General features: G+C 68.8%; 24 protein-coding genes, 1 tRNA gene and 1 riboswitch. Of the genes, 13 read left to right on the forward strand and 12 right to left on the reverse strand.

Translation table 11 applies throughout. The annotated features are described in order from the left end of the window. Positions 1 to 38: 38 nt before the first annotated feature. Positions 39 to 1058, reverse strand: coding sequence for a hypothetical protein (locus AC1DNG_RS20775; RefSeq protein WP_476888187.1), 1020 nt, complete (start codon positions 1056 to 1058; stop codon positions 39 to 41). Positions 1059 to 1300: 242 nt separating this feature from the next. Here AC1DNG_RS20775 and AC1DNG_RS20780 point away from each other — a divergent pair, with 242 nt between their 5' ends. The 6 genes from AC1DNG_RS20780 to AC1DNG_RS20805 all read left to right on the forward strand — a co-directional run bounded on the left by AC1DNG_RS20780 (position 1301) and on the right by AC1DNG_RS20805 (position 10611). Next, positions 1301 to 2041, forward strand: coding sequence for a response regulator transcription factor (locus tag AC1DNG_RS20780; protein WP_028277922.1), 741 nt, complete (start codon positions 1301 to 1303; stop codon positions 2039 to 2041). 21 nt (positions 2042 to 2062) lie between these two features. Continuing rightward, positions 2063 to 3673, forward strand: a complete 1611-nt coding sequence (locus AC1DNG_RS20785; RefSeq protein ID WP_476888188.1) for a sensor histidine kinase — start codon at positions 2063 to 2065, stop codon at positions 3671 to 3673. A 183-nt stretch (positions 3674 to 3856) separates the two neighbouring features. Continuing rightward, positions 3857 to 4016: riboswitch (cyclic di-AMP (ydaO/yuaA leader) on the forward strand. After that, the gene (locus AC1DNG_RS20790) at positions 4016 to 4855 is read left to right on the forward strand and encodes an aggregation-promoting factor C-terminal-like domain-containing protein (protein ID WP_476850624.1); all 840 of its coding nucleotides are present in this window, start codon (positions 4016 to 4018) and stop codon (positions 4853 to 4855) included. It overlaps the preceding riboswitch by 1 nt. A 161-nt stretch (positions 4856 to 5016) precedes the next feature. Continuing rightward, positions 5017 to 6450: a bifunctional glycosyltransferase family 2/GtrA family protein gene (locus AC1DNG_RS20795; RefSeq protein ID WP_476888189.1), complete on the forward strand. Its 1434-nt coding sequence runs from the start codon at positions 5017 to 5019 to the stop codon at positions 6448 to 6450. Next, positions 6451 to 8523, forward strand: a complete 2073-nt coding sequence (locus AC1DNG_RS20800; protein ID WP_476888190.1) for a glycosyltransferase family 39 protein — start codon at positions 6451 to 6453, stop codon at positions 8521 to 8523. A gap of 6 nt (positions 8524 to 8529) precedes the next feature. Next, the gene (locus AC1DNG_RS20805) at positions 8530 to 10611 is read left to right on the forward strand and encodes an ArnT family glycosyltransferase (RefSeq protein ID WP_476888191.1); all 2082 of its coding nucleotides are present in this window, start codon (positions 8530 to 8532) and stop codon (positions 10609 to 10611) included. Positions 10612 to 10664: 53 nt separating this feature from the next. Here AC1DNG_RS20805 and AC1DNG_RS20810 read toward each other — a convergent pair whose 3' ends face one another. The 4 genes from AC1DNG_RS20810 to AC1DNG_RS20825 all read right to left on the reverse strand — a co-directional run bounded on the left by AC1DNG_RS20810 (position 10665) and on the right by AC1DNG_RS20825 (position 13352). Then, positions 10665 to 11345 (reverse strand): HAD-IA family hydrolase, encoded by a 681-nt coding sequence (locus AC1DNG_RS20810; RefSeq protein WP_476850628.1) that lies wholly within the window; start codon positions 11343 to 11345, stop codon positions 10665 to 10667. A 55-nt stretch (positions 11346 to 11400) separates the two neighbouring features. After that, a complete protein-coding gene (locus tag AC1DNG_RS20815; protein ID WP_026266579.1) occupies positions 11401 to 11778 on the reverse strand; it encodes a glyoxalase superfamily protein in 378 nt (125 codons plus the stop codon). A 71-nt stretch (positions 11779 to 11849) separates the two neighbouring features. Beyond that, positions 11850 to 12485 (reverse strand): uracil phosphoribosyltransferase, encoded by a 636-nt coding sequence (upp, locus tag AC1DNG_RS20820; protein ID WP_018774274.1) that lies wholly within the window; start codon positions 12483 to 12485, stop codon positions 11850 to 11852. Between the two features lie 12 nt (positions 12486 to 12497). Continuing rightward, positions 12498 to 13352, reverse strand: coding sequence for a phosphatase PAP2 family protein (locus AC1DNG_RS20825; RefSeq protein ID WP_230008678.1), 855 nt, complete (start codon positions 13350 to 13352; stop codon positions 12498 to 12500). A gap of 89 nt (positions 13353 to 13441) precedes the next feature. On the opposite strand from AC1DNG_RS20825, the gene AC1DNG_RS20830 reads away from it, so the two are divergent. Continuing rightward, positions 13442 to 13942: a nucleoside deaminase gene (locus AC1DNG_RS20830; protein ID WP_476888192.1), complete on the forward strand. Its 501-nt coding sequence runs from the start codon at positions 13442 to 13444 to the stop codon at positions 13940 to 13942. A 10-nt stretch (positions 13943 to 13952) separates the two neighbouring features. Here the strand turns inward: AC1DNG_RS20830 and AC1DNG_RS20835 are convergent, their stop codons facing one another. The 4 genes from AC1DNG_RS20835 to AC1DNG_RS20850 are packed head-to-tail and all read right to left on the reverse strand — an operon-like array spanning position 13953 to position 18052. Beyond that, positions 13953 to 15284 (reverse strand): DNA glycosylase AlkZ-like family protein, encoded by a 1332-nt coding sequence (locus AC1DNG_RS20835; protein WP_476888193.1) that lies wholly within the window; start codon positions 15282 to 15284, stop codon positions 13953 to 13955. A 35-nt stretch (positions 15285 to 15319) separates the two neighbouring features. Then, a complete protein-coding gene (locus tag AC1DNG_RS20840; protein WP_476888194.1) occupies positions 15320 to 16579 on the reverse strand; it encodes a glycosyltransferase family 4 protein in 1260 nt (419 codons plus the stop codon). 9 nt (positions 16580 to 16588) lie between these two features. After that, entirely contained in the window at positions 16589 to 16987 is a 399-nt protein-coding gene (locus AC1DNG_RS20845; RefSeq protein ID WP_476888195.1) for a 6-pyruvoyl trahydropterin synthase family protein, read from the reverse strand. Positions 16988 to 16990: 3 nt separating this feature from the next. Beyond that, on the reverse strand, positions 16991 to 18052 hold the full coding sequence (locus AC1DNG_RS20850) for a zinc-dependent alcohol dehydrogenase (protein WP_476874427.1): 1062 nt from the start codon (positions 18050 to 18052) through the stop codon (positions 16991 to 16993). A 127-nt stretch (positions 18053 to 18179) separates the two neighbouring features. Here AC1DNG_RS20850 and AC1DNG_RS20855 point away from each other — a divergent pair. Continuing rightward, positions 18180 to 18269 (forward strand) — tRNA-Ser (locus AC1DNG_RS20855). A gap of 210 nt (positions 18270 to 18479) precedes the next feature. Then, entirely contained in the window at positions 18480 to 18767 is a 288-nt protein-coding gene (locus AC1DNG_RS20860; protein WP_476888196.1) for a DUF6994 family protein, read from the forward strand. Between the two features lie 14 nt (positions 18768 to 18781). Here AC1DNG_RS20860 and AC1DNG_RS20865 read toward each other — a convergent pair whose 3' ends face one another. Further along, on the reverse strand, positions 18782 to 18976 hold the full coding sequence (locus AC1DNG_RS20865; RefSeq protein ID WP_476888197.1) for a hypothetical protein: 195 nt from the start codon (positions 18974 to 18976) through the stop codon (positions 18782 to 18784). Between the two features lie 127 nt (positions 18977 to 19103). On the opposite strand from AC1DNG_RS20865, the gene AC1DNG_RS20870 reads away from it, so the two are divergent. After that, positions 19104 to 19331, forward strand: coding sequence for a hypothetical protein (locus tag AC1DNG_RS20870; RefSeq protein ID WP_476888198.1), 228 nt, complete (start codon positions 19104 to 19106; stop codon positions 19329 to 19331). 18 nt (positions 19332 to 19349) lie between these two features. On the opposite strand, the gene AC1DNG_RS20875 is transcribed toward AC1DNG_RS20870, so the two are convergent. Together AC1DNG_RS20875 and AC1DNG_RS20880 are read right to left on the reverse strand one after the other, a co-directional pair. After that, entirely contained in the window at positions 19350 to 19832 is a 483-nt protein-coding gene (locus tag AC1DNG_RS20875) for a hypothetical protein (RefSeq protein WP_476888199.1), read from the reverse strand. Next, positions 19825 to 20220, reverse strand: coding sequence for a hypothetical protein (locus tag AC1DNG_RS20880; protein WP_476888200.1), 396 nt, complete (start codon positions 20218 to 20220; stop codon positions 19825 to 19827). The genes AC1DNG_RS20875 and AC1DNG_RS20880 overlap by 8 nt, the downstream gene beginning before the upstream one ends. 734 nt (positions 20221 to 20954) lie before the next feature. Here AC1DNG_RS20880 and AC1DNG_RS20885 point away from each other — a divergent pair. The 3 genes from AC1DNG_RS20885 to AC1DNG_RS20895 all read left to right on the forward strand — a co-directional run. After that, positions 20955 to 21158 (forward strand): hypothetical protein, encoded by a 204-nt coding sequence (locus AC1DNG_RS20885; protein WP_476888201.1) that lies wholly within the window; start codon positions 20955 to 20957, stop codon positions 21156 to 21158. Continuing rightward, positions 21151 to 21405, forward strand: a complete 255-nt coding sequence (locus AC1DNG_RS20890; RefSeq protein WP_476888202.1) for a hypothetical protein — start codon at positions 21151 to 21153, stop codon at positions 21403 to 21405. Before AC1DNG_RS20885 ends, AC1DNG_RS20890 begins: the two co-directional genes overlap by 8 nt. A 268-nt stretch (positions 21406 to 21673) precedes the next feature. After that, positions 21674 to 22119 (forward strand): dihydrofolate reductase family protein (locus AC1DNG_RS20895; protein WP_476888203.1); only part of this gene is annotated, 446 nt, incomplete at its 3' end.

A 22119-nucleotide genomic window follows, 5' to 3' on the forward strand; every position in this document is an offset into this window, starting at 1 on the left:
TGCCTGCCAGGCACGGTGGCGATGCCGGCTGCGGCGGTTCAGTTCGACTGGCCGGTGGCCGTCGCCGCGACCACCATGACGGAGGCCGCCGTGTAGCCGGAGCCGTCCTTCGCCGCCACGATCCGCACCGTCCCGCCCGCCACGATGTCCGCGACGCTCAGCTGCGTGCCCGCGCCGCCGGCCTGCTGGCGCCGCTGTTGCAGATTACTCACCACGACGTCGCTGCCCAGCGCATAGCTGCGCGTGAAACCGTCGCTGCTCTTGACGGTCACGGAGGACGAGCTGATTTCGCTCACTGTGCCCAGCTGCTCGGCCATCGTGGTGTACGCGCTTCCTTGCAGCACCACGTATTCGGCGTGCACTGCCGCGGAAAGCCCGCTGCCCATCCCCCCGGCAGCGAAGTCGCCGGGACCGCCCTGCCCCGGCATGCCGCCGCCCGCGAAACCACCTTGCGCGGAACCGTCTTGCGCTGCACCTGGCGCGCCCGGGGCGACACCCTGGCCGCCGGGGCCGCCGGCGCCCGCCCCGCCGGCCGCACCGGTGGCTGCCGTTGCGCTTGAGGTGAGGGCATAGACGCCCGCCCCGGCGCCGACGGCCAGGACTGCGGCGGCTCCGGCGACGGCGAGCCCCCGCTTGAGGGTCCAGGGCTTTGCCGCCGAGGCCGTCTTGGCGGAAGTTCCCGGCGCGCCCCAGCCTGTGGCTGCGGCGGGCACAGGTTCCTGCCGGGGCATGCCCCAGGCAGGTTCCGATGTCGGAACCGTCCAAACCGGGGGCGCGCCCCAGCCGCCGGCAGCGCCTGCTTCCGGCCGCCCGCCGTCGGAGTGCCCGCCGTCAGCGTGTCCGGTTTGGACTGTTCCGGCGTCGGTGTGTCCGGCATCAGCGTGCCCGCCGCCGTCGTGTCCGCCGTCGGAGTGTCCGCCGTCGGTGGGTCCGGCGCCGTGCTGCCAGGCAGTACGGCGTGTGGTTACCGGCGCGGGCGCCGCTGGCGCGCCGGTGGTGGGCGTGGGGGCTGGCTCGGGGGCTGGTCCGGAACCGGCTCCGGGATGCTGACCGCTCATGGTATTTCTCCTTTAGGGTGCGGATCGGTGTTCACCCCAGAGTGGTGAGCGATCCTGTGCCTGGGCTGTGCGGGCCGACAGCCCGGCCTGTGACGTTGGCGCCGGACGGTAAAGGGGTTTGAACATGGCCGGTGCGGCCCGTACGGTCCCGCAACGGCATCCAGCTCGCTAGGCTGGGATTCACAGGTGCCGCACAGGGTCCCCAAAGCCCCGCCTAACCGGCAGATCGGAGAGTTGTCCCCATGGCCACTTCGCACTCCATGACCAACAACCTTCCCCAGCTCACGCATCCGGACGGCTCCCCCATCCGCGCCCTCGTGGTGGATGACGAGCCCAGCCTCTCCGAGCTCATGAGCATGGGGCTGCGGATGGCCGGCTGGTCCGTGGCCGTGGCCGAGGACGGGCCCGGAGCCGTCCGGCTAGCCAAGGAGTTCCGCCCCGACGTGCTGGTGCTGGACGTGATGTTGCCCGGGTTCGACGGCGTCGAACTGCTGAACAGGATCCGCGTGTTCGCGCCGGAGGTGCCGGCGCTGTTCCTCACCGCCAAGGATGCCGTCCAGGACCGCATCACCGGACTGGCGGCCGGCGGCGATGACTATGTCACCAAGCCGTTCAGCATGGAAGAGGTGCTGCTGCGCCTGCACCGGCTGGTCCAGCGCTCCGGAGTGGCCGCCATGGACACCGCCGAACTCGTGGTGGGAGACCTCGTGCTCAACGTCGACACCCGCGAAGTCACCCGGGCCGGTGAGGAAATGCACCTGACCGCCACGCAGTTCGAGCTGCTGCGCTACCTCATGGAAAACCCGAAGCGGGTCATCAGCAAGGCCCAGATCCTGGACCGTGTCTGGGACTACGACTTCGGCGGCCAGGCGAACATCGTGGAACTGTACATTTCCTACCTCCGCAAGAAGGTCGACGCCAACCACGCTCCGATGATCCACACGGTGCGCGGAGCCGGGTACGTCCTGAAACCGGCGGACTGATCCGTGCCCTCACTTTCCGGCATGACCCGCGTCCCCGGACGCGACTGGCGCAACCCGTCGACGTGGCATTTGCGCACCCGGCTGGTCCTGGTCGCCATGGCGCTGCTCGTGGCCATCTGCGGCGCTGTGGGCTTGTTCAGCTACGCCTCCATGGACCTCTTCCTCACCCGGCAGCTCGACACCCAGCTGGACCAGGCCTCCCACCGTTCGAGCGAGTTCGGCCGGCCCTCCTCGGACGATTCGGGCAGGCGCCCCGACCCCCTCGAAGCCCGGGGACAGGGCGTCGGGACGCTTAACGCACGGATAGTGGACGGCGAAGTCAGCAGGGCAGGATTCCTGGCCGGGGACGGCGCGGTCAAGAACCTCTCCCCCGCCGACAACAAGGTTCTCCTGGCCCTCACCCCGAGCGGCGTGTCCGTGGACCGCAGCCTTTCGGCCGGCGCCTACCGGCTCACGGCGGCGCGAACACCGTACGGTGACGTGATTGTGACCGGACTCCCGCTGGCAGAAAAACAAAGCACCCTGGCCTCCCTGGTCTGGACCATGGTGGTGGTGTCCGCAGGCGGGCTCGTGCTGATCGGGCTCGCCGGCACGGCCCTGATCCGGCGGACCATGAAGCCGCTGGAACAGCTCTCCGAGGTTGCCACCAAGGTCTCCCGTCTCCCGCTGGACGCCGGCGAGGTGGCGCTCGGGGTCCGCGTCCAGACGTCGGCGGCCCATCCCGGAACGGAAGTGGGCAGCGTGGGCTACGCGCTGAACAAGATGCTGGACAACGTCTCCAACGCTCTCGAGGCGCGGCAGGAGAGCGAGATGAAGGTCCGGCAGTTCGTCGCCGACGCCTCGCACGAACTCCGCACCCCGCTGACGGCCATTCGCGGCTACACGGAGCTGATGCGGATGACCGAGCATTTCACCCCCGACGGCGAGAGGTCCCTCGCCCGTGTGCAAAGCCAGTCCGAGCGGATGACCACGCTCGTGGAGGACCTGCTGCTGCTGGCGCGCCTGGACGAGGGGCAACCGCTCAAAATCTCCGACGTCGACCTCACCCAGCTGGCCATCGAGACGGTCAGCGATGAGAAAGTCATGGCCCCGGACCGCATCTGGCAGCTGGAACTTCCGGACGAGCCCGTGGTGGTGCGCGGTGATGCGACCCAGCTTCACCAGGTCCTCGCCAACCTGCTGTCCAATGCGCGCAAGCACACGGAACCCGGGACCAAGGTGGTCACGGGCGTTATGCGCTCGGCTGACGGCAGTGCCGTGGTCACCGTGACAGACAATGGTAGCGGCATCGCCCCGGAATTTATCGGCCGGGTCTTCGCCCGCTTCACCCGGGCCGACGCCTCGCGCACCAATCCGGCGTCGAACCCCGCAGCTGTCCCCGCCGATTCTGCCGTCGCGACGGCGAGGGTCGGGTCCGGGGCTCCCGCACGCTCGTCCTCCGGCGCCGTTTCCGGCAGCCGCGGAGGTCACGGCACGGCGACCGCCGCGCCGACGTCCGAGGGCACCAGCGGGTTGGGCCTGTCCATTGTCCAGTCGATCGTGGAGGCCCACGGAGGAACAGTCGAGGTCACGTCCCGGCCGGGCCGCACGGAGTTCGCCGTGCGGCTGCCCGCCTCGCCGCCGCCGGCGTAACCGGAACGGCCGCCGTCGGCGCAAACGGCCCGGACGGTCGACCGGCGAGCCCGGCGCAACCCGACACCCCGGCACTGTGACTCCTGTTACCAAAATGTGACTTAAGCAGCCGGGTCCTGTAGCGTCGTTAGCGTGCGCCGCCATCGGTGCCGCATATCCGGACGGACGCCAAACTCTGCCGCTTCCCGGATTCCGCTGGACCAGGCAGAGGCGGGGGACCCAGAGTTCCCGGGCAATCTGCTTTCATGCGCCCTCGGGGTGAAGCCGACACGTGATGTTCCGTGCGGCCGGATGACCTCATCCGAACCCGACAGCTAACTCCGCCGGCGTTGAGAGGCCACCATGACTGAATTCCAGGTACAAACACGCCCTGACGGCGGTTCGCATTCCCGCTCAGTTGGCGCCGCCAAGTCGCGCCACCGCGCCGAACCGGTCAAGCAGGCATCCGCCCTGTCGCGGTTCGCCGCCGGGCTCGGTGTAACCGGCCGCCGTGCCGCCGTCGTCACCGCCGCGTGCGCGCTGCTGCTGGGTGGCGGCGCCGCGAGCCAGGCGGCAGAGCCGGGCGCCCACACGGCGAACGTTGCGAGCCAGACGGCCACGATGGCTGACCCGCTGGCCAAGCTCAACTTCGAGCGGGTCCAGGTGGCTGGGCCGACCGCTGCCACGGAAAAGAACGTGGCTCCCCAGATCTCGGAGGTTAAGGCAGCCGAAGCGCTGATCCACGCGCCCGCTGCTGCCGCACCGGCAGCCGCGGCAGCACCTGCTCCGGCCCCCGCGGCAGCCCCCGCACCTGCTCCGGCTCCCGCGGCGGCCCCCGCTCCGGCACCGGCAGCCGCTCCGGCACCGGCACCGGCAGCCGCGCCGGTCGCAGTCGACGACCCCGCCGGCGCGCAGGCCTACGCCGCGTCCCAGCTGGGAAGCTATGGCTGGGCACCCGGCCAGATGCAGTGCCTGCACAAGCTGTGGACCAAGGAATCCGACTGGAAGACCACCGCCACGAACGCCAGCAGCGGCGCCTACGGCGTGGTCCAGTCCCTGCCCGCCTCGAAGATGGCGAGCGCCGGCGCCGATTACATGACCAACTACCGGACCCAGATCAACTGGGGCCTGAACTACGTCAAGTCGCGCTACGGTTCCCCCTGCGGTGCCCTGAACTTCCACTACGCACACAACTGGTACTAAACCGGCACTAGCCGCCCCCCGCCCTGGAGGCCCCGGATCCGCATGGATCCGGGGCCTCTTTGCGTCTCCACGGCCGGACCGGCCCCGGCGGCCCGGACTTCCACAGCCCCCGCACAGCTTGACCCTAAAGCCCTCATATGGGCCGCCGGGAAAGTTGAGCCATGACATTCACAGACCAGGCCACAGGAACCCTGCCCCGCTCCACGGCGACGCCGGCCGGCCCGGCGGCCCCAGGGGCACCCTCGGGGCTTGCCCTGGCCGACGCACCCGTCCCGGGCCCGATCGCCGGGGCCCTGACCGTCCCCGGCGGCCGGCGCACGGCCATTGATACGCGCGCCAGCACGCCCCTGCTGGACGTCACCATCCCGGTCTTCAACGAGGAACGGGACCTCGAGGCCTGCCTGCGCCGGCTCCACGCGTACCTGCTCGGCGCCTTCCCGCATTCCTTCCGGATCACCGTGGCGGACAACGCCAGCACCGACGGAACGCTCAAGGCCGCGGAACGGGTAGCCCGCGAGCTGCGCGAAGTGACGGTGGTCCATATGGCAGAAAAGGGCCGCGGAAACGCACTCCGCAAGGTGTGGCTGGCCTCGCCGTCGCCGGTCCTGGCGTACATGGATGTGGATCTTTCCACTGATCTGGCGGCCCTCGGCCCGCTCCTTGCCCCGCTCATTTCCGGGCACTCCGACCTGGCGATCGGGACACGGCTGACCCGCAACTCCCGCGTGGTCCGCGGACCCAAACGGGAATTCATCTCGCGCAGCTACAACTTCCTGCTCCAGGCCCTCATGGGCGCCCACTTCAGTGACGCGCAGTGCGGCTTCAAGGCGATCCGGGCGGACGTGGCCCGGCAACTGCTTCCCCACACGCTGGACAACGCCTGGTTCTTCGACACCGAGCTGCTGGTCCTGGCAGAAAAGTGCGGCCTGCGCGTCCACGAAGTCCCGGTGGACTGGACCGACGACCCGGATTCCAGCGTGGACATCGTCCAGACGGCCCTCGCGGACTTGCGCGGCATGGCACGGTTGAGCCGGGACCTGGTCTCGGGCCGGATCCCGGTTCCCGACCTGCGCGCGGCCCTGGCCCGCGGACCGCTGCCGGCCGCCTCGCGGGCACAGGAACAAAGCCCCGGCGGAAGCCTCTTCGGACAGCTCGTCCGCTTCGGCAGCATCGGGGTGGCCTCCACCCTGGCCTACCTGGCGATTTTCCTGCTCTGCCGCGGGTTCATGGACCCGCAGCTGGCAAACTTCCTCGCCTTACTCACCACTGCCGTGGCCAACACTGCGGCCAACCGGCGCTTCACGTTCGGCATCCAGGGCGGCAGCCAGGCGGCTCGCCACCATTTTGAGGGGCTGCTGGTCTTCGGCATCGGGCTGGCCCTGACCTCGGGCGCACTCGCCCTCGTTCACGCCGCGTCGGGAGCGGCCCCGGACCGCTGGCTTGAACTGCTCACGGTCACCGCCGCCAACCTGGCCGCCACGGCCGTGAAGTTCCTGCTCTTCCGGTTGGTGGTTTTCCGCCACAGGCCCGCCGCTGCCGTTCCGGCGCCCGGCGCCCCCGATCCTTCCCTCCCCCGCACAGAAAAGGCCAAGTAAATGACGGCAACCATCAGCCCCACCGCCGGAGCCCAGGGCGGTTCCCCGGCCGGCAGGCTGCCGGCCGCCGAGGAACAGCCACACCAAGTTCCCGGAGACGGCGGGACGGCGCCCCATCTGCCCGCGTCCCCGGCGCCGGCCGCCCAAGGCCGCCGGGACCGGCTGCTGTTCGGACCGCAGCCCCGCTGGGTGCGGCCCGCGGCAGCGCTGCTCCTGGTGGTCTCCGCGGCGTTGTACCTGTGGAATCTGGAGGCCACCGGCTACGCCAACTCCTTCTATGCCGCGGCGATCCAGGCCGGGACCAAGGACTGGACCGCGCTGCTCTTCGGCTCCCTCGACGCCGGCAATGCCATCACGGTGGACAAGCCCCCGGCCGCACTCTGGATTCCCGCCCTCGCGGGACGGATCTTTGGTTTCTCGGCCCTGAGCATGCTCATTCCCCAGGCGCTCATGGGAGTGGCCGCCGTCGGGCTTCTCTACCTGACCATCAAGCGGGTGTCCGGGCCGGCCGCGGGCCTGCTCGCCGGCGGCGCCCTGGCGCTGACCCCGGTGGCCGCCCTCATGTTCCGGTTCAACAACCCGGACGCGATGCTCACCCTGTGCCTGGTACTGGCGGCCTACCTCACCACCCGCGCCATCGAGAAGGCCGGCTGGAAGTGGCTCGCCGCAGCCGGCGCGGTCATCGGCCTGGCGTTCCTGAGCAAGATGCTTCAGGGCTTCCTGATCGTTCCCGGGCTGGCCCTGGCCTACCTGTGGGCGGCGCCCACCACCCTCGGCCGCCGGCTCCTGCACCTGCTGGCCGCCGCCGCCGGGATCGCCGTCGTGGCCGGCAGCTACGTTGTGCTGTTCCAGCTGACCCCGGCCTCGGTCCGGCCGTACATGGCGGGGTCGGAGACCAACAGCTTCCTGGAACTGACGTTCGGCTACAACGGCCTGGGCCGGATCACCGGGTCAGGCGGGGGCATGCCCGGCGGAGGAAACCTGGGAGGTATCGCCGGCGGCCCGGGAGGCAACGGAAACGTCGGCTTCGGCGGCGCGGCCGGGATCACCCGGATGTTCGGGACCAGCTTCGGCGGCGAGGTGTCCTGGCTGCTGCCGGCGGCCCTGATCCTGCTGGCCGCCGGGCTGTGGTTCACCCGGCGCGAGGCCAGGACCTCAAAAACCCGTGCGGCGCTCCTGCTTTGGGGCGGCTGGCTGGTCATCACTGCGGGGATCTTCAGCTTCATGAGCGGCACCGTCCATCCGTACTACGCCGTGGCGCTGGCCCCCGCCATCGCGGCGCTGGCCGGCATCGGTTCCCTGGAACTGTGGCGGGGCCGGGCCTACTGGCCCGCCCGGGTTGTCCTGGCCGTGACGGTGCTGGCCACCTCAGTCTGGTCCGCCGTGCTCTTGGGCCGCGACCCGTCCTGGCTTCCCGGGCTCCGGGTGATCATCGTGGTCCTGGGCGTGCTCGCCGCCGCGGCCCTGCTCCTGCGGGCGGACGGCATGGCGGCTCTCCCGGCGCGGTTCCGCAAGGCCGCCACGGCCGGCGTCGTGATCCTCTGCCTGCTTGCCGGCGGCCTCGGAAGCACCGCGTGGACACTGGCGACCGTCGCCCAGCCGCATTCCGGTTCGATCCCCACGTCGGGCCCCACCGCGTCCGCGATGGGCGGCGGCTTCGGGGCGGCAGGCAGGACCGGCAGTGACGGCGCCGGCACTGACGGCGCGGGCAGTGCCGGCATGGGCGGCGGCCCCGGCGGGGAAACGTCCTCGGCGGAGTTGACCGCGCTGCTGAAATCCTCCGGCGCCAAGTGGTCCGCGATTGTCTCCGGCGCCACCCAGGCTGCGAGCCTGGAACTCGCCACCGGCACCAGCGTGATCGCGCTCGGCGGCTGGAACGGCGGCGACCCCTACCCGACGCTCGCACAGTTCCAGGCGATGGTGGACCGCGGCGAGATCGGCTACTTCATTTCCGGCGGCATGGGCGGCATGGGCGGAGGCCGCGGAGGCAACTCCGAGGTCGCCACCTGGGTCGCGGCCAACTACCAGGCCCAGACCGTGGGCAACGCCACCGTCTACAAACTGGGAGCGTAGACCGCCATGACTGACACCCTGAGCCCCCGCCCCGACACGGCGCCGGCCCGCATGCCGGGGCGGCCGCGGCCGCAAGCCCGGGACCGCCGTCGGCGACTGGAGCCCCCGGCTGCCGCCGGCACGCGCGCCGTCCCTGGCGCCCCGGCCCTGCGGATGCGGCTGGAACTGGCGGGGCTGCTGCTGGCCACGGCCGTGCTGTACCTGTGGAACCTCGGCGCCTCCGGCTGGGCAAACGCGTTCTACTCCGCGGCGGCCCAGGCCGGGTCGCAGGATTGGGCGGCCTGGTTCTTTGGCTCCTCCGACGCCGCCAACGCCATCACCGTGGACAAGCCGCCGGCGTCGCTGTGGGTGATGGGCCTGTCGGTGCGGATCTTCGGGCTGAGCTCCTGGAGCGTCCTGATGCCGCAGGCTCTCATGGGGGTCGGCACGGTCTGGCTGGTCTATCTGGCCGTCCGCCGGGCCGCGGCCCCCGCCACGGCCGACGCCGGCCTGGCCCACCGCGCGGGGCTTCTCGCCGGTGCGGTCATGGCGCTGACACCGGTGGCCGTGCTGATGTTCCGGTTCAACAACCCCGACGCCCTGCTGGTGTTATTGATGACCGCGGCCGCCTACGCCGTCTTGCGTTCCATCCAGGACGCGCGCGTGCGCTGGCTGCTGTTCGCCGGGGTGCTGCTGGGCTTCGGGTTCCTCACCAAGCAGCTGCAGGTCCTGCTGGTTGTCCCCGGTTTCGCCGTGGCCTACCTGCTCGCGGCGCCGGCAGCGGCAGGCAGGCGCATTCTTCACCTGCTCGGCGCGGGCGCGGCGATGGCCGTCGCCGCCGGGTGGTGGCTGGCCGCCGTCGAACTCATTCCCGCGGCGGACCGCCCGTACATCGGCGGCTCGCAGAACAACTCCATCCTGGAACTGACCCTGGGCTACAACGGCCTGGGCCGGCTGAACGGCGATGAAACCGGGAGTGTGGGCGGCAGCAACGGCTGGGGCACGCCCGGGCTGTTCCGGCTCTTCAACAGCGAGTTCGGCGGCCAGATCGCCTGGCTGCTGCCCTCGGCGCTGCTGCTCGGAGCGGGGCTGCTCTGGCTGGGCCGCCGCGCGCCGCGCACCGACCCGGTACGGGCCTCGGTGATCATCTGGGGCTCCTGGGTTGCCGTTACCGGGCTGACGTTCAGCTTCATGGCCGGGATCATCCACCCGTACTACATGGTGGCGCTGGCGCCCGGGATCGCCGGGCTCGCCGGGCTCGGCGGCGTCCTGCTCTGGCAGCGACGGAACCAGCCCGTGGCCGCCGCCGTCCTCGCGGTGGCGATCGTGGCGGCCGGCGCCATGGCCGCCGAACTCCTGGTCCGCACCGCGGCGTACATGCCGTGGCTGCGCTGGGTGACGCTGCTGGGCGCGCTCGCCGCCGCCGGCCTCGTGCTGGCCGCAGGGGCCCCGGGCGCCAAGGGGGCCGCGGGGGTGAAAGGGACGGGGATGATGGCGTCCAAGACGGTGGCGCGAACGACGGCGGCGCTCGCCGTCGCCGCGGCCCTCGCCGGTCCGCTGGCCTACTCGCTGTCCACCGCGGCCACGGCCCACAGCGGCTCGATTGTCAGCGCCGGGCCGTCCGTGTCCGGACGGGGCGGGGCCGGGATACCGCCGGCCCTCGGCGGCGCGGCAGGAGGCGGCTTCGGCGGTGCCACGACGGCCAACGGCACAGGCACAGGCACAGGCCGCGGACCAGGGGCGGGCGGAATGGGCGGCCTGCTCGGGGCCAGCACGCCGTCGGCGGCGCTCGTGGCCGCGCTGCAGACAGATGCCGGGCCCTACACGTGGGCCGCCGCCGTCGTCGGATCCAACAACGCCGCCGGCTACCAACTGGCGACGCAGCTCCCGGTGATGGCCGTGGGCGGGTTCAACGGCACGGACCCCGCACCGACCCTGGCGCAGTTCCAGCAATACGTGGCCGACGGCAGGATCCACTACTTCATTGCCGGGCGCCTGATGCAGGGCGAAAGCGGAGCCAACGACGCCGCGCAGATTGCCGCCTGGGTGCAGGACAACTTCACCGCCCGGACCGTGGGCGGGACCAGCGTGTACCTGCTGGCCGGGTAGGCGGGCGACGCCGTCAGGTCCGGGCCGGGCAGCGGCGGGCTAGAAGGTGGGGGCTAGAAAGTGAAGGACAGGGTGCGCAGGCCGGCGCCGGTGACGTGTGTGGTCACGGCCACCCCGGAGTAGTCGGGAATGTGCAGCACACCGTCCGGCAGTTCGCCGGCATTGGGCCCCACGGCCACGGTCCGGACGCCGGCGGCGATGCCCGCGGCAATGCCTGCCGGGGCATCCTCGAACACCACCGCATCGGCCGGGGCGACACCCAGCAGGGAGGCCGCCCGGAGGTATCCCTCAGGGTGGGGCTTGCCCCGCATGACGTCCTCCGATGTGACCGAGACGGCCGGGACGCCGATCCCCGCGGCTGCCATCCGGACCCCGGCCAGGTCCCGTGACGCGCTCGTCACCAGCGCCACGGCATCCGGCGGCAGGCTCGCCAGCAGCTCCGGCGCGCCGGGAACCGGAACAATGCCCCGGGTCTCGGCCAGCTCCATCCGGCCGAGCTCGGCCGCGAGGGCCTGGATGTCGGAACCGGCCGGAGCAAACCTGCGGACGGTGTCCATGGCCTGGACGCCATGGGAGGAGCGCAGGATCTCGCCGATGTCCAGGCCGTAGCGGGCCGCAAACGTGGTCCACACCTGCTCCACGATGCTGGTGGAATCCACCAGCGTGCCGTCCATATCGAACAGGACGGCGCGGGCGGTCAGGGTGGTGGTGCCGGAACGGGATGCAGAGCTCATGCCTCCATCCTGCCGCATGGCCCCGGGTCAGCCTGCCGCGCGGAGCCTGCCGGGATCAGCCGTTGGGCCGGTGGGGGATGTACTGCACTGCCCACTTGTTGCCGTCAGGGTCGGCGAAGTGGACAAAGTGCCCCCAGTCCTGGACGTCGACGTCGCTGACGTCCACTCCGTTGTCCTTGAGCTGCTTGTGCGCGGCCTGGATGTCGCTGACCACAAGCTGCAGGCTCGGTGCGGTACCGGGCGGGGCGTCGTTGAGGCCCTCGCCGATGGCAATCGAGCAGCCGGAGCCCGGTGGCGTCAACTGGACAAACCGGAGGCCCTCCATGGGCCGTTCGTCGTAGTCGGCGTTGAAGCCCACCTTATTGACGTAGAAATCCTTGGCCCGGTCCACATCGGACACCGGCACAAACACGAGTTCAAGTTTCCAATCCATGGCGCACAGGCTAGCGCGGTCCGCGGCGACGCGGAAGGGATCCTCCGTGTTGCGCCTCGGCGGCGCCGCTCCTAGCCGGCGATGCCGTACAGGCGGTCTCCGGCGTCGCCCAGGCCGGGCACGATGTAGGACTTCTCGTTGAGCTTCTCGTCGATTGAGGCCAGGACGATTGTCACGTTGGCCTCTGACAGCTCTTCCTCCAGCTTGGCCAGGCCCTCCGGGGCGGCAAGCAGGCAGATGCAGGTGACGTCGGAGGCGCCGCGCTTGAAGAGGAACTTGATGGCCTCGCGCAGGGTCCCGCCGGTGGCCAGCATGGGATCGAGGACGAAGATCTGCCGGTCCGTGAGGTCCTCGGGGAGGCGCTCAGCGTAGGTGATGATGTCCAGGGTCTCTTCGTCGCGGGCCATGCCCAGGAAGCCGACCTCGGCCGTGGGGACCAGCTTGGTCATGCCCTCGAGCATGCCGAGCCCGGCGCGGAGAATGGGGACCACCAGGGGGGTGGGCTTGGTGAACGCGGTGCCGACGGTGGTGCTGACGGGGGTCTCGATGGTCACCGGTTCGGTGCGGACGTCACGCGTGGCCTCGTACGCGAGGAGCGTGACAAGCTCCTCGGTGAGCTGGCGGAAGACCGGGGACGGAGTGTTCTTGTCCCGCAGAACGGTGAGCTTATGGGCGACCAGCGGGTGGTCCACAACGAGAGTGCGCATGGGTCAAAACTATCACCCGGATGCTGAGGACCGTCCCGCGGGGCCGGAGGTATCGGCGTCGTTCGTCCCTGCCTGTGCAGTGCCGACGGCACTGCCTTTGGTGGCGCCTTCATGCAGGTGGGCGGGATGCTCAAAAGTCGGCGCGTCGCCGGCGTGTTCGCGGTGCCGGAGCACGTGGAAGAGCCGGTGGGCCAGGATCACGATCCCCACCCACGCCAGACCAATGACCCACCCGACGATCACATCCGTCATCCAGTGATGGCCCAGGTAGACCCTGCTCAGGCCCATCGCGACGATGAAGATCACACCAGCGGCGATCAGGGCGATCCGGGCGCCGGTCCGCTTGATGTGCAGGCAGGCCAGGTACACCACGAGCGCGATCACCACCGTGGTGTTCAGCGTGTGGCCGCTCGGGAACGACGGCGAGTTCTCGTAGGGCGGCACGGCGTCGGCATGGTCCGGGCGGGTCCGGCCGATCAGTTTCTTGCCCAGGGACGTGGCCGTCACGGAGACCGCGGCTGCGCCGCCGATCAGGATCAGCGGCCGCCACGACCGGGAGGTGTAGATGAGCACTGCCGTGAGGATGCTGGCCAGGATGGGCATCCCGATGCCGCCGCCGATGTTGGTGAATCCCGTGATGAACGCGTCGAGGCCGGGGTTGCGAAGCTGCTCCATGAACGCCAGCGCCGGCTTGTCCAGGTTCGCCAGGCCCGCGTCGTCCACCACGTTGTCGTAGACCTCGGCACTCGTCAGGGCCAGGATCACCACCACCACGCCGCCGATCAGCATGGTGATCCACAGCGCCGCGTAGGGCACCACCCATTTGCCCCAGCGCTCCGTCAGCCAGTTCTCTGTTCTGGTGGTCACGGCCGTCTCCCGAATATTTGACTATTTGAACCCGTGGACTGCGCAGCCGGGCTGAACAGCATGCTTAGGATCGAAACTATCATTGACCCATGACTTCCCCGGAGCCGCGCCATGCCCAGTGGATGGGCCTTGCCCTGGTTGAGGCCCGGAATGCCCTGGCCACCGCAGACGTGCCGATCGGCGCCGTCGTGATCGGGCCGGACGGTTCGGTGCTGGGCACCGGGCGAAACGAACGCGAGGCCCTCGGGGACCCGACGGCCCACGCCGAGATGGTCGCCATCCGGGAGGCCGCCGCGCGGTTGCGGTCGCACCGGGCCCTGGAGGGCAAGGGCGACGACGGCTGGCGGCTGGAGGACTGCACCCTGGTGGTGACGCTGGAACCCTGCGCGATGTGCGCTGGAGCGATCGTCCTCGCCAGGATTCCGCGGGTGGTGTTCGGTGCCTGGGACGAGAAGGCCGGCGCCGCTGGTTCCGTGTTCGACATCCTCCGCGAGCGCCGGCTCAACCACTGGGTGGAAGTGGTTGCAGGCGTCCGTGAGCAGGAGTGCGCAGCGCTGCTGCGGGACTTCTTCGCCGGGCACCGCGCCTGATCCGTTCCGGCTAGCCTGCGCCGCCGGCAGATGACGCGCCAGCCGGTGACGCTGAGGCTGCCGCGGAAGCCGCGAGCCCATCGATCCGCTTCTGCCGGGAGGCCGGAGAGTCCAGGCTGAAGGCCCGGAAATCACCGAGGTCCTCGCGGATCCAGGCTTCCACCTCGGCGATCCGCTGCGTCACCGCGGGCGTGGGGCCGTGGAACAGCCAGGGCACGATCCGTTCCTGGGCCGGATCGTACTGCCAGAGTCCGATGATCAGGCCGCGGTCCAGGATCGGGTGGTCCGGGAGATCCGCCTGCAGCGCGAGCGACCCCAGTGCCGGCTTGTGCAGGTCCTCCTCGGCCAGCAGGTCCGCCGCGTTGCGGCGCAGCAGGAACAGGGAATCCGTTCCTGCCAGCAGCTGGATCTGTTCCCCCGCCGGCTCCTCGAAGGCGGCGAGGCTGCCGAGGTCCTCGGGCAGCATCCACAGCGGGTCCCCGCCGCCGGCGGCTTGTGACCCGGCCATTACTGTGGACAAGGCGGTGGGCACCTCGACGGCGCCGACGGCGGCGAGGGCCGCCTTGCTTTGCGCCACGGTGAACCCCGTAAACCATTGCGACTGTTTGAAGGTGGCCCCGCCGGTCCAGCCCAGGTAGCGGCGGATCAGCTCAGTGCGCGCATCCTCGTCGTCAAGATCGCTGGGCGGCAGGCCCCACGGCTGGTAGGCGTAGCGCTGCTGGTCCAGGCGCCCGTTCGCCGGGACCCGGCGGATCCGGCCGTCGGACTGCAGGATCCCCAGGGCGGTGGGCAGCGTGGTGGTGGCGCCCTTCTTCTTGCCTTCCTCGCCAAGGTTGCGCACTGAATCGCCGAGCTCGTCCTTGAGTTGCCGCGGGTCCATGGGCCCCTCCGCCTCGGCGAGGGTGTGCAGCACCTGCTCTTCCAGCAGCGTGATCTCGCCGCGGTCCACGCCGAGCCGGCCGACCACCTTGAACGCGGACTCGGCCGCGTCCCGGCCCAGCTGAAGCGCCCAGGCGAAGTCTTCCCGGCCCAGGACGTACGTGCAGCCGCGGGCGGCCGGAAGTTCCAGGATCCGGTGGGCGAGGACGTCGGCGTCCACCTCGTCGCGGCGGATCCCGGCGCGGGCAAAGAGCGTGAGGTAGGGGTTGGCGCCGCCCACGGACCGGGCCCAGCCTGCCCGGGCAAGGACCTGCTCCGCCGTGCAGCCAGCCAGCGAGCCATCCAGGCCCTGCCGGTGCCAGGACCATGCCCGGAGCCGCTCCGGGGTCAGGCTCTGCGGCTCCGGCAGGTTGACGGGCTTTTCTACCGACGGCGATTGCGTGGCGACAGGGTGGGTGCTCATGGGCTCATTCTCCAACAGCTTCTCTGTCAGCGGTATCAAGAAGCCGTATCAACCGGCGCCGTCTGGTTTCTGGGTGCCTCTGTTTCACCGAGTTCCGCGGTTTCCGCGGTTTCGGTAGGTTCCGTGGGTTCCGTGGGTTCCGTCGGTTCCGTCGACAGGAAGCCCAGAACGGTCCGGGCGGTGGCGTCCCAGCCGGGCAACCGGCCCCGGGCGGCCGCTGCCGCCTCCCGCCAGCGGTCGCTGAGGCCGGGGTCGTCCAGCCAGCGGCGGAGCAGGTCCGCCAGCGGAGCGGGGTCCGTTCCGAGCCCGACGGCGGCGCCCGGCAACCCGGGCGCCGGAAAGTCCGGCGGGCTGTCCGGCGTCGGAGTGCCGGCCGCCGGCTGCCGGGGCAGGGTGCCGGCGGCGAGCGCCTCGACGGCTCCGGTGCCCTCGCGCACCACCACGGGAATGCCGCGGGCCAGCGATTCGGTGACCACCAGGCCGTAGGTTTCGGCCCGGGAGATCAGCAGGCTGAGATCGGCCGCATCCCACTCAGCATCCAGTGCCGGGCCCCGGAGCTCGCCCGGGATGCGGACCCTCCCGGCCAGGCCCAGGCGTTCCACGGACTTCCGGAGCTGCGCGGCGTAGGCCGGATCGGCGGTGTCCGAGCCGATGAGGGACGCCGTCCAGGGCACAACCGTGAGCCGGGCGAGCGCGTCCAGCAGGAGCGACTGGTCCTTGTTCGGCAGCAGGGCCGCCACGGCAATGAGGTGCGGAGCGCCGGCGGACCGGCTGCCGGCCGCGAGCGGCGCGGGGGCGGTCCCGGGCAGGGCCACCCGGAGGCCGTCGAGGCCGTGGCGGGCGCGGATGCCCGCCGCGGCCGAACCGCTCGTGCAGATGACGCCGGCAGCGGCCCGCAGGGCCCTGCGTTCGCGCTCCGCGTGGTCCGGCAGGGGCATGTGCAGCAGGACCCAGACCCGGACCCCGGCCGCAGCGGCCGCTTCCAGCTCGTCGGGCGCACCGCAGGCGAGGAGGCTGTCGACCACCGTCACCGTGTCCCAGGTTGCGGTGCCGGCAGTTGCAGGGCCGCCTCCCCCGGCCTGGCCGCCGTCGGGCCCCGCGTGCAGCAGCGTGGCCAGGCGCCGCCGGTCCCCCGCGCTGCCTCCCGGCCAGTCGCCGTCGAGCGGGCAGGTTTCCACCGCGGCACCGAGGGCCGCCAGTTCGGCGGCGAGCGCCGCGTTGTAGACGTTGCCACCGGAGTTGTGCCGGACGTTGCCGGGCACCACAAGACGGATGTGGGGGCTGGCCGGCGGCATCTGCGGCGCCTAGCGGACGTCGAAGTCCAGCGAGTAGCTGGCCCAGGCATCGGGAGTCTCGCGCAGGGTGACGTCCAGCCCGGCGAGGTCGCGCCCGTCGTTGCCGACGCGGATCTGGGCGGCGACGGCGTCGGCGATGTACCGGGCGAGGGCTTCGGTGGTACTCAGCTTGCCGGAGAAGTCCGGGTGCTCGTCGAGGTTCTTGTAGTTCAGCTCGTCCAGGATCTCGTCCACCGCTTCCCCTGCCGCGCCGATGTCCAGCACAATCGCGTCGTCATTGAGCTCACGACGGCGGAAGGTCACCTCCGTGACGAACGTGGCCCCGTGCAGGCCCTGGGCCGGGCCGAAGACCTCGCGCGGAAGGCTGTGGGCGATCATGAAATTGCGGCGGACGGTCAGACTAAACACGGGCTACCTCGTGGCTTCGGTGGGCTGGGCGGCGGATTTGAACTCAGTGGGCTGGGCGGCGGATTGAGCGTCCCAGGACGGGTATTCGATGACGTGGCACAGGGCGTCCAGGTTGCCGTCGGCGAGGCGCTGGACGACGCCGGGGAGCTCTGCGAACGTCGAGGAGCCGGTCAGGAAGACATCGAAGACCGGATCCTGCAGCAGGGACACGGCGAGCGCGAGACGCTCGGCGTTGGTGCGGCGGTGCCGGCGGGCGCGGGCCACCATCCCCACTTGGCTGGCGCGGATGGACAGCCGGCGGGCGTGGAAGTCCTCCCCCAATGGGAGGGAGATTTTCCGGTCGGCGTACCAGGACATTTCGATGATGTCGCCGTCGTCGCCCACCAGCTGCAGGCTTCGTTGCAGTCCTTCCTGCGAGGCCGAGCAGTGGATCACGATGTCGCAGTCCGGGAGGGCGTCGTCGGGGTGGCTGAAGTCGACGCCGAGGGCGTCCGCGAACGCCCGTTTGGCGGGGTCGACGTCGATCAGCTGCAGCCGCGCGAGCGGAAAGCCGGCCAGGAGTTTGGCCACCATACCGCCGACCAGTCCGGCCCCAATCACAGCAACCCTGTCGCCCAGGCGGGGTCCGGCCTCCCAGAGTCCGTTGATCGCGGTTTCCACGGTGCCGGTGAGCACCGCGCGGCGGGCCGGGACGCCGTCGGGAATGATGGTGAGGGCTTCGACCGGGACGATGAAGCGGTCCTGGTGCGGATAGAGGCAGAAGACGGTCTTCCCGGCCCAGCCCTCTGGTCCGTCCTCGACCACCCCCACGGTGAGGTAGCCGAACTTCACCGGGTACGGGAAGGACCCCTCCTGGTTGGGGGCGGCCATCGCGTTGGCGACGCACTCCGGGACGCTCGCGTGGTGGACTACCAGTTCGGTGCCCTTGCTGATGCCCGAATACAGAGTCCGGACCAACGCCTCCCCGGGGCCGGGGGCGGGCAGGTCCTCCCTGCGGAGCTCGCCTTGTTCGGGGCCGACGGTCCAATAGGCGGTGGCCGTGGCGTGCTGTTCAGAAGTCGTCATTGTGCTTACGAATCTAGTGCCCGGGCTGTTCGCGGGGAAGGGTGCCGGGTTCCGGCGAGTCGGCGGGCGGGTGCCGTTGGGGCTCGTTTTGTGGATGGGCGCCTTGCTCCGGTACCCTAGTCAGGTTGGTGACGTGTCCGAGCGGCCGAAGGTGCAACACTCGAAATGTTGTTTGGTGTAAAAGCCAACGTGGGTTCAAATCCCACCGTCACCGCCAATGAGAAAGGCCCTGCTTCCTTTGCAAACAAAGGGAAGTGGGGCCTTTTGCTTTGTCTGGAAGGCACTCGTTGGCAAAGAATTGGCAAAACTCTTCTGCGGCGTACTCGCGCAGCCACCAACCCTTGCGCTGCCGTCCCGACGTGAACGCCCAGTGCTGCCCGCAATGCCGGACCTCCTGTGGCCGGGCCTAGCGGGCGCGAGTTTCGCGATGTCTGGCCAGAGTGCCATCCCGTCCCGGAGCTCCGACTGGACTTCCGGTAACTCCCGTCCCCGTCATGCGGCAGACCTCGTGACGCCCGACTACAAAGCCGTTCGGTTCTACCTGACCTTCGGCAAATTCGAGGTTCCCGGGACACCGGCCACAAAGGATGACTACGTGACGTACCGGGAGGCCACGCTGGAGTTCATCGCGGGACGGGGCCGTCGGATGGCCGAGTGGGTCACAGAGCACCACCCCGAAATTGAGGTTCGTAACCCTTGGTGGCGACCCCGATAAGCCAGGGACGGCGTTCATCTGACCTGTGGGATCTTCAGGCTCATCGCGTGGTCAAAGAGTCGCAGCGCCGGTTCGTGAAAGTACCTGTCTTTGAACTGGAAGCCGGGGCAGAACGTTTCCTCGTCGATGAACACCCGGATTGCACGGCGCATAGTCTCCGGCTGACCGAGGGCTTGGAAGTGGCTCTCCAGCTCTGCCGCCGTCGGCAAGCTGAATTCTTCGCGGATGCTTTTAATAACCCGAGGCTCGTTGGTCTAGTCATCAGCCGGCCACCGACCCGCTCTGTCCGAGATGCGGGTCGCGGAGAAGAATGGAACCACACATGGAGGAGGAGACATGAGCGACTTGAGGCACCTGCCGGTGGGCACCCGTGTCCGGGCGGGCATCGCGCTGATCTACGAGAAGGTGCCTGGTGGCATGTGGCGCAGCCGCAGGCTCAAGGCATTGCATAACTGGATCACTGACGAGCAGTTGGTCGAACTGCTCGTCGGGAAGCGCAAGGAGGCCGAGGAGATAAGAACAAGAGCGGAAGCACAAGAAAGAGATGCAGCATCCGCTCAGTGACGGCTCGTCGGTGGGTGCTCACCCGTGGCGGCCGACAGCTGCCCATGCCTCCGAGGCGCGATCCAGGACGTCGACGCCGGCCGTGCGGAAGTCCCTGATAAAGAGGGACGACTTCCGTGCCTTCATGGCCTCAAGGTCTCCACGGCTGACTTCCCTGGCCATCACCGGCTGAAGAGTCTCCGGTGCCAGCAACAGCGCGAGACAGGTGTCAAAGCCGTCCAAGCTTTTGAAGGTGACCTTAAGCTGTCCCTCGCTGCGATTCGCCACCCGGGTCTTGACCTGGATAAGACGGTCCCCGGGATCGGTGAGGTCGTAAGCTTTGTTGCCGTTCAAGGCGAGGACCCCTCCGTACATTCGCCAAGCGAGGTGTTCACCGACTCCACCAACGAGATCGCTGGTGCGGATGATACCGCGACGGTTCAGTTCGGACAGAAGTGCGTATGGCATGGCCAGGAGTTCATGGTTGGTGAGTGGGGCCAGAATGGCGGCGTGATCAATCATCGTCGTCGGTACCGGTTCCGAAGTAGATGACCTCACCGGCTGTAAGTAATCCGTCTCTGATCGCATCCACGTTGGAATTGGCCCAGCCGAGGGAAATCTTTCCGTCCTCGATTGCCTCACTCAATTTCAGGTAATCGGACAGCGAGATGCCCATTTCAGCGGCCTTGCTGCTATCAGAGCCGAACGATTCGCTGTCTTCGCTGTCTTCATCGTTTTTAGGTTTGGCGGTCGCAAAAACTGCTCCGACAATAACAACTACACCGGCGCAAATCGTAAGGCCAATCTTTTTTATTCTGCGCATTCTTTCCGCTTTGCAATCATCGCACCGTGCACCTTTATGGTCTTCCGGGAGTTCGCTGCTGCATTTCTTGCAGAGTTTCTGTTCCATGGTGTTCCTACTCCCCCAGTCATCGGTCGCCTCAGATGTCCGGAACGCTCAGGATAAGGTCGAACAATCGACCATAGATAGGACACGAGCCCGAGCCAGACAAAGAGCACAAAGTGCTACATCGAAGAGTACAAGAGCAGGGCCAGCTGAGTGCCCGCCTTCGCGAGAAGGGGACGGGTCGAAAAGTCGATCTGGGCCTGACCTTGGACAGCAAGCAGCACTTTCTTCGGTTCCTAAGCACTGCGGGCGCAAACAAAGCCGTGATACCTGACGTGTTTAGCAAGGACGGCGGTGAAGACTGCATCGTCGTCACGGGCGTCGTCGATTTCGACGCGAGATCAGATTCATCTACAACGAGCAGCTCTCCTACACGTTCGCCTGACGGTCAAGCGGCTGCTACCGGCTATTGTCCGCGGAGCTGGCGGTACATGTGCTCAAACACATCATTTTTGAATTCAGCCAAGGAATATCCGCGTGTTCACCAAGCGGGCGATACTGATGACCTCGTGATCAGCATCTGCACACGGTGCCGGCCTCCGGGCCACGCCTCCGGTCTTGATTAGCACCTGGACATGACCTAGGCATCTAGGGACGGGATTCTCGGCGTGACTGATTGTGTCAACCTGATTGGAGCCCACTAGGACGGCTTAACGGTACCCACCTGTGGGCCTTGGTCCCATAAGTGTCAGGTCAAGTTCAGGAAGGCCGGGATGGGTCAAGTGTGAAGTTGAGTCATGTACCAGGACCTCGACGAAGATCCCGAGCCGCTCGCGAACCCACAGAAGGCCACCAACCGCGCCATCCGCCAGCTCCACAGCCTCGGCTACAGCGTCATCATCACCCAGCCAATGCCTGACGTCGCCTCATACTCTCGTATGCGATCCGAAGGGGCCCCTTGTGCAATGGCGAACGTCATGGAAAAGTGCGCCCATGACTGAATCCATCGATGCTGAGGTCGCGCGCACCCTCAGCACAATTCCAGTTCGTGCGTCTCGCCAAATGACCGCCACCGAGTATCAGGTGCGCGTGGCCGAGGTCCTCAACCTTTTTGACATCGAAGCGGTGGGCGACGAAACGGGAATTCGTTACGGGGGCGAGGGCGTTGAGCTGGAAGATCAGCCTCTAGAAGCGGCCGTCCGCATACTCATTGGGAAGCGATTCGGCATCCCGGAAGCAATGCAGTAGCCCAACAGTAGGTGTCCTTCGGATCTAGTGTCGCGTTCCTGGGCCGGGGCAACGTGCAGTGCGATCGACGCGCTCACCGAGGCGGCTGAGTTTCTGGTCAACCAGGCCCAGACCGAAATTGAGACCCACAATCCGGCGCCTGCGCCCTGAGTGAGGCGACGGCCGGCGACCAGCCGCCGGAGACGGTGGTCGAGGATGCCATCACACGCTACGATCCCCAGAATCCCCCACGACCGCATGCAAGTCGCTATCACTCTGGAGGTTCGCGATGCCGGACACCACCTGCCACATGTCGATCTCGCTGGACGGCTTCGTCGCCGGGCCGGACCAGAGCCGCGAGAACCCCCTGGGCAAGCGGGGGCTGGAGCTGCACGGCTGGCACATCGGCGACCCGCGGGCCAACGATGCCGACAAGGTCGCGAACGAGTGGCTCATGCGCCCACGGGGCGCGTATGTGATGGGTCGGAACATGTTCGGCCCGGTCCGCGGGGACTGGGATGAGGACCTGACCGGGTGGTGGGGAGCCGAACCGCCCTACCACGCGCCGGTGTTCGTGCTGACCCACCACGGACACGACCCGATCCAGATGGACGGCGGAACGACCTTCCACTTCGTCACCGAGGGCTTCGACGCGGCCTACTCCGCAGCGCGCCAGGCCGCCGGGGACAACGGCGTGGACATCGCCGGCGGGGCCTCGACCGTCCGGCAGGCACT

The sequence above is a fragment of the Arthrobacter sp. 01T425 genome, assembly GCF_056398725.1.